This window comes from Shivajiella indica, from assembly GCF_042683085.1.
Classification (GTDB): Bacteria; Bacteroidota; Bacteroidia; order Cytophagales; family Cyclobacteriaceae; genus Shivajiella; species Shivajiella indica.
Genome location: NZ_JBHUIV010000008.1, coordinates 37,937 through 43,936, shown reverse-complemented (window position 1 = coordinate 43,936; position 6,000 = coordinate 37,937). Strand labels below are relative to the sequence as shown.

Here is a 6,000-nt window from a genome sequence, read left to right as displayed (position 1 = left end):
CGTATCTCAGTGCCAGTGTGGGGGACCTTCCTCTCAGAACCCCTAAGGATCATAGCCTTGGTGGGCCGTTACCCCGCCAACTAGCTAATCCTACGCATGCCCATCCCGTACCGATAAATCTTTAATGATCTCATGATGCCATGAAATCATCCCATGGGGTATTAATCCGGGTTTCCCCGGGCTATCCCCCGGTACAGGGCAGGTTGCATACGCGTTACGCACCCGTGCGCCACTCTCAAGATCCCCGAAAGAATCTCTACCGTCCGACTTGCATGTATTAGGCCTGCCGCTAGCGTTCATCCTGAGCCAGGATCAAACTCTCCATTGTAAAGTTTTTTCCGGATGCATCTCTGCATCCTTTATTCCGTGACCCCAGGTTTTTTCAATCAGACCGTTCTCAGGTCTTTCTTAATTGTGTCGTTTCGTATCCAGCACTTCAATGAACTTTTTCCCTTTATTTTGGGAATTGTTTAGGGCGTTTCCCTAAAAGCGAGTGCAAATATCGAGGTTTAATTTTAAGTTCCAAAACCGAAACGTAAAAAAAATTTAAATTATTTTTTACACGTCTCTTTCTCTGAATTTCAAACCCCAAAACCTGTCTTTTACAAGCTTATTTTATTTATTTGGGACTGCAAATCTAGCTGTCTTTCCCTTATTTACCAAATCAGCAATCCAAAAAAATCAATGGGCTTTTATAAGTAACTGTAAACAAGAAAAATACTTTATTTTGATACTTTATAAAGCGGTACAGTGCTACAAGGTTCTCCATACATAATGGATTTGGCATAATCCTGAATTCTCATGACAACCCTGCCATAGGCAAACAGAGGAACTGGATATTTACTGCATCCTTTTACCACCACAGGCCTGTCCCTGAACTCCTCTGGATTGATTTTTGAAATGGCCTGCTCAAATAAATATTGCTCCAGAGCCAACAGGTCACCAATAATATACTCAACCCCTATTTTTCCAAGATAAGTACCCACCAAAATAAATGCCCAATTAGGAACAATGGCATCTGCTGTACAGGTTATCGCAACCAATTTTCCTTTATAGGATTCCCAGTCCAACTCTTTTAAAGCCCCGCGGAATTCTTTCTCTTTAAGAATCAATTCCTGAAACAGGTAATCTTTCAAATCAAATAAAACCCTTTCCTCTCTCCGATAGAAGACTTCCAGATTAAGGGTGATTATCGGGCTGTTCGCCACCCTGTTTACTATTTCACTCATACTAAAAATGGATTTTTCTTTGATGCAATAACCCTGAACTCTTTCAGATAGTTCGGCTCAAAATAAGCAATATCCTCAAATAGCTTTTGTTCGAATTTTTTATAAGCCAACTCTCCTACAGTTAAAGAGGAGTTAAGCTTTTCCAAAAAAACTGAATTGGGATGGCTTAAAACCTCCTTCATCTTGTTTACACCATCCCCTATATAAAACACCCTTCTTTCTTTCAAATAATCCAAAAATGGATTGGATTCTATTACTCTTGGCTGAACCGGCTCTATTTCCTTAAACATTGCATCATAAACAGCCATATATACCTCCATTCTCCTCGCATCCATCATTGGAATAATCAGATCGTTATCCTGGATAAATGGCCTAACCTGATACGCTAATGCCGCCAAAGTATCCACACCAATCAATGGGATATGATGTGCAAAAGCAAGGCCTTTGGCTATTGAAACTCCAATCCTTAATCCTGTGTAAGATCCAGGACCGGAAGACACAGCTACAGCCTGAAGATCGGAAGACTTCAAACCTATCCTTTCCATCAAATCCTTCACCAAAAGGAGCAGCTTTTGGCCATGTACATTATCCTGATGAAGTTCCATGATCCCAAGCAATCCTCCTTTTTCATGGATGGCCACTGAACAGGCAGTTGTACTTGACTCAATGGAAAGAATTAATGCCATAAATCAAACTATTTCTTAGCTGATGCAGTCAGAATCTGATTCATTTGTTGCTGGTTGCCAAGAATTTCCAAGGCGGACTTTATTCCTTCATCATACCTGAGAGAGGCTTCAACCACCCCCTCCTGATAATAGTATCTGGAAACAATTTCTTCTCTCAGGGCTTCCTGAATCTCAGATTTGAAAGTTACCAAATCTTGCTCTTTACTGTGGTTCACTTTCTTCTTCAAATCCTCAATTGAGCCCTGAATATCTTCAAAGTATGGTTCTTTTTCGGAATATTTTACCAAATCTTCCAAGGTCTTCTCTACATAGGTGGTATAATCATATTCTTTCCCTTCCAACCAGGCTACAAATTCATTGTACAAAGCATCATCTACATTAAAATCCCTAGGAGAAGCAATGGATTCATTTTTAAGAAAGAACTCATTCCCAAATTCAAAAACAAGATTACGGGCAACCAAACTGTATGTTATAGGGGCAAATGTTTTAGATTCAACATTTTTGTCAGGTTCAATTCCGGCACCATCTAAAACAATCCGTCCGTTTTTGGTCTTAAACTCATTTCTCAAGGAATCAGGAACTGAGTTTGCATTACCATTTTCATCTTTTTTACTATAATCAATTGCCTGAATACATCTTCCGCTTGGAATATAATACTTGGCAGTAGTTACTTTCACCTGAGAATTATAGGAAAGAGGTACTGTGGTCTGAACCAAACCTTTACCGAAAGTTTTCCTTCCAATCAATACCGCTCTATCATAGTCCTGAAGCGCCCCTGCTACAATTTCAGCGGCAGAAGCACTCCTCTCATTGATCAATACAACAATAGGAATATCCTTATCTAAAGGTGACTTGGTGGTTTTGTAAACAGCATTGACGTTTTCCAATTTACCGATAGTCCTGACCACTTCTTTACCTTTAGGAATGAATAAGTTAACAATCTCTACCGCTTCTTTTAAAATTCCACCTGGATTATCCCTTACATCCAATACCAGCCTTGTAATCCCCTGGGCTTTCAGCTCAATCAATGCCTTCCTCACATCTGCTGCAGCATTTGTTGTAAAATCAGTCAATTTGATATAGCCCGTCTGATCATCAATTTTACCATAGTACGGCACATTACTGATTACAATCTTTTTCCTTGTCAGATTAACAGAAATGGTATCCTCACCTCTTTTTACCTGTACAAAAACCGAAGTATTTGCAGGTCCCTTCAAAAGTCTGGAAATATCAGAGGTTTGCAAATCAGTTACATCTACCGTATCAACTTTTAAAAACTCATCCCCTATCCTCAATCCTCCGGCCTGAGCGGGAAATCCCCTATATGGCATTAAAACCATATTCTTCCCTGTCCTGTTACCGATCAATGCACCTACTCCACCATATTCACCCGTAGTCAACAACCTAAAATCATCAGAATCTTCCTCAGGAATGAATTCAGTGTAGGGATCTAATTCTTCCAACATCGCGTTGATGCCAACTGTAACTAATTCATCCGGATTTATTTCGTCTACATAATAGGAATCCAATTCCCTTACCAAAGAAGCAAAAATGTCAAGGTTTTTGGCAATAGCGAATAACCTGTCATTTTTATTAACAAATGAAAAAAGCATTCCTGCTGAAAGCAGTACAGCAAGGAACAATAAAAGAGATTTTCTAATTTTTAAATTCATGTATTATTTTTTGAGGATTCCGGGGATTCAGCAATTTTAGTCAAAATTTTGACAATTTTTTGTTCAATGAACTGGAATGTACCTATTTCTGAAGAAACATAAATCAGACCAATTAATTTGTTCGAATGTTCATTTGTCAAAATTTTAGATTTATTAAGCCTATATGCTTCTTTCATCCTTCTCTTGACAAGATTTCTGTCCACTGCTCTCTTGATTTTCTTCTTAGAAACAGAAAAAAGCACCTGATAGGTTCCCTTTTCCTCTTCTGTAAGATCAAGAACCATTACCTTGAAAGGGTATAAAAAAAAAGAGGAACCTTTGTCAAAAAGTTCCTTTATTAACTTTTGAGAATGTAGTCTTTCATTCTTTGGAAGCTTAAAACTCATCGCATTTAATTTGACGTATAAAAATACGAAACAAATGCTAAAGAATTACTTCTTCAATGTTTTCTCAGAAGAAACAGTAAGCTTATGTCTTCCTTTTGCTCTTCTTGACTTTAAAACTCTCTGACCATTGGCAGTAGACATTCTCTGTCTGAAACCATGTTTATTTCTTCTTTTTCTACGAGAAGGTTGAAATGTTCTTTTCATGACGCTATGCTTTTAATATTTTTTGCTTTCCTAATTCATCCCCCAGAGGTTCTCCCACAAAAGGACTGCAAAGATATGCACCTTTTTTTTATTTACAAATGAGTGGATTACTTTTGTTCATTCCTTCTATCCATGAACTATGCATTATCAAATAACCAGAAAATCTATCAGCTCCCAGTATATAGAGATCAAACTTTTTTTGGATTGCAAAACAAATGAAGAAATTCATTTACAGCTAGCTGCATGGAGACCCGGAAGATATGAATTGGCCAATTATGCCCAAAAAATTAGGGGTTTTAAAGTTGAAAATCAAAATCAAATTATAGCTTGGAAAAAATTGAACAAAGATTTTTGGTCTTTTAAGGCGATGGAATCCGGAGAATATTTGATTTCTTATGAATATTATTGCAATCAGATGGATGCAGGGTCTTGTTGGTCGGATGATACCCAGTTATACCTTAATTTCAGTAATTTTATTTTTGATATTCCCGAAAGAAAAGGTCACGCCATCAGGCTGAGTATAGAAGTTCCTTCAGATTATAAAATTGCCACAGCAATGACCTTAACGGGCCTCAACCAATGGTTGGCGGATAGTTACCAACATCTGATGGACAGCCCTTTCTTGGCCTCCGGTCAATTGAATCATTTTACCTATCAGGTAGATACTTGTCATTTCCACCTTTGGTTTAATGGTAAGATTCATTTTGATGTTGAAAAACTCGTTCAGGATTTTAGAAAATTCACCGCCAAGCAAATTCAGGCATTTGGAGAATTCCCTGCCAAAGATTATCACTTTATTTTCCAACTGTTGCCCTATAAACATTATCACGGTGTGGAACATGCATTCTCCACTGTAATAACAATTGGACCAGCAGAAAAACTTAAAGAAAAAGGAGAATTGGATGAGCTTTTCGGAATAAGTAGTCATGAACTCTATCATTTCTGGAATGTTTGCAGACTAAGACCTATTGAGTTATTAGAATATGACCTGTCAAAAGAGGCCTATTTGGATACAGGGGTTGTGCTCGAAGGGGTGACCACTTATATGGGCGATCTGTTTTTATTAAGGTCCGGATATTTTTCCCTCAAGGATTACCTACTTATTCTGGAAAAGAAGATCCAAAGAGAATTAGACAGTTTTGGTTGGAAAAACCAATCAATAGTGGAATCAAGTTTTGATCTGTGGCTGGATGGATATAAGCAAGGTATCCCTGATAAAAAAGTGAACATTTACAACCGCGGCGCTTTACTTGCTCTTTGCCTAGATTTGATCCTTCTTGAAAATGGCAGTTCTTTATCTCAGGTGATGAAATCTATGTGGGAAAAATTCGGAAAAACCCGGAAAGGATACAAGCTTGAAGATTTTAAAGAGTCCATCGCTGAATTTATTTTACAAAAAGGGGAAGTAGATATTTTTTTCAATCGATTTGTTTTCGGCCACGATGATTTATCTCCTTTAATATTCAGGCTTTTGGACTCTATCGGTATAAGGGTTGAGGAAAGCTATTCATCGAACATCCTTTTACATCAATGGGGAATCAGAACTGATGAAAAAGGTAAAATCAAACAGATTCATCCGGAGAGTTTATCTTACAATTACCTCATGTTGGAAGATCAGATTTTAAATTTTGATGAAATAAATAATAATATCCCTTTGAGGCAATTGGAAATTGAAGTGTCAAGGTGGAACAGAGAATTATCCTTCTCTATTCCTATGGAGAATAGAAAATTCTTTCCATTGTATAAATTAAACTTCTTTCAAGAAACTCCTAAATTGAAAAAATGGATGGAATAAAAAAAGAGGCTGCCTAGTTGAATTTAA

6 protein-coding genes and 1 rRNA gene are annotated in these 6,000 nt (G+C 37.6%); 1 reads left to right on the top strand and 6 read right to left on the bottom strand.

What is annotated here, in order from left to right:
- From ACFSKV_RS03410 to rpmH, 6 genes are all read right to left on the bottom strand, one after another.
- A 16S ribosomal RNA gene (locus ACFSKV_RS03410) occupies positions 1–328 on the bottom strand; the annotation flags it as partial.
- A gap of 394 nt (positions 329–722) precedes the next feature.
- Positions 723–1,229: a DUF2480 family protein gene (locus ACFSKV_RS03405; protein WP_380800391.1), complete on the bottom strand. Its 507-nt coding sequence runs from the start codon at positions 1,227–1,229 to the stop codon at positions 723–725.
- Complete coding sequence (tsaB, locus tag ACFSKV_RS03400; protein WP_380800390.1) at positions 1,226–1,915, bottom strand: tRNA (adenosine(37)-N6)-threonylcarbamoyltransferase complex dimerization subunit type 1 TsaB; 690 nt, start codon at positions 1,913–1,915, stop codon at positions 1,226–1,228. The genes ACFSKV_RS03405 and tsaB overlap by 4 nt, the downstream gene beginning before the upstream one ends.
- 8 nt (positions 1,916–1,923) lie before the next feature.
- The gene (locus ACFSKV_RS03395; protein ID WP_380800389.1) at positions 1,924–3,588 is read right to left on the bottom strand and encodes a S41 family peptidase; all 1,665 of its coding nucleotides are present in this window, start codon (positions 3,586–3,588) and stop codon (positions 1,924–1,926) included.
- Entirely contained in the window at positions 3,585–3,974 is a 390-nt protein-coding gene (rnpA, locus tag ACFSKV_RS03390; RefSeq protein ID WP_380800387.1) for a ribonuclease P protein component, read from the bottom strand. Before rnpA ends, ACFSKV_RS03395 begins: the two co-directional genes overlap by 4 nt.
- 45 nt (positions 3,975–4,019) lie before the next feature.
- Positions 4,020–4,178 carry a 50S ribosomal protein L34 gene (gene rpmH / locus ACFSKV_RS03385; protein WP_380800385.1) on the bottom strand — a complete coding sequence of 53 codons (159 nt, stop codon included), beginning with the start codon at positions 4,176–4,178 and terminating at the stop codon, positions 4,020–4,022.
- A gap of 139 nt (positions 4,179–4,317) precedes the next feature.
- Between rpmH and ACFSKV_RS03380 the strand changes: the two genes are divergently transcribed.
- Positions 4,318–5,973: a M61 family metallopeptidase gene (locus tag ACFSKV_RS03380; RefSeq protein WP_380800383.1), complete on the top strand. Its 1,656-nt coding sequence runs from the start codon at positions 4,318–4,320 to the stop codon at positions 5,971–5,973.
- Positions 5,974–6,000 lie beyond the last annotated feature (27 nt).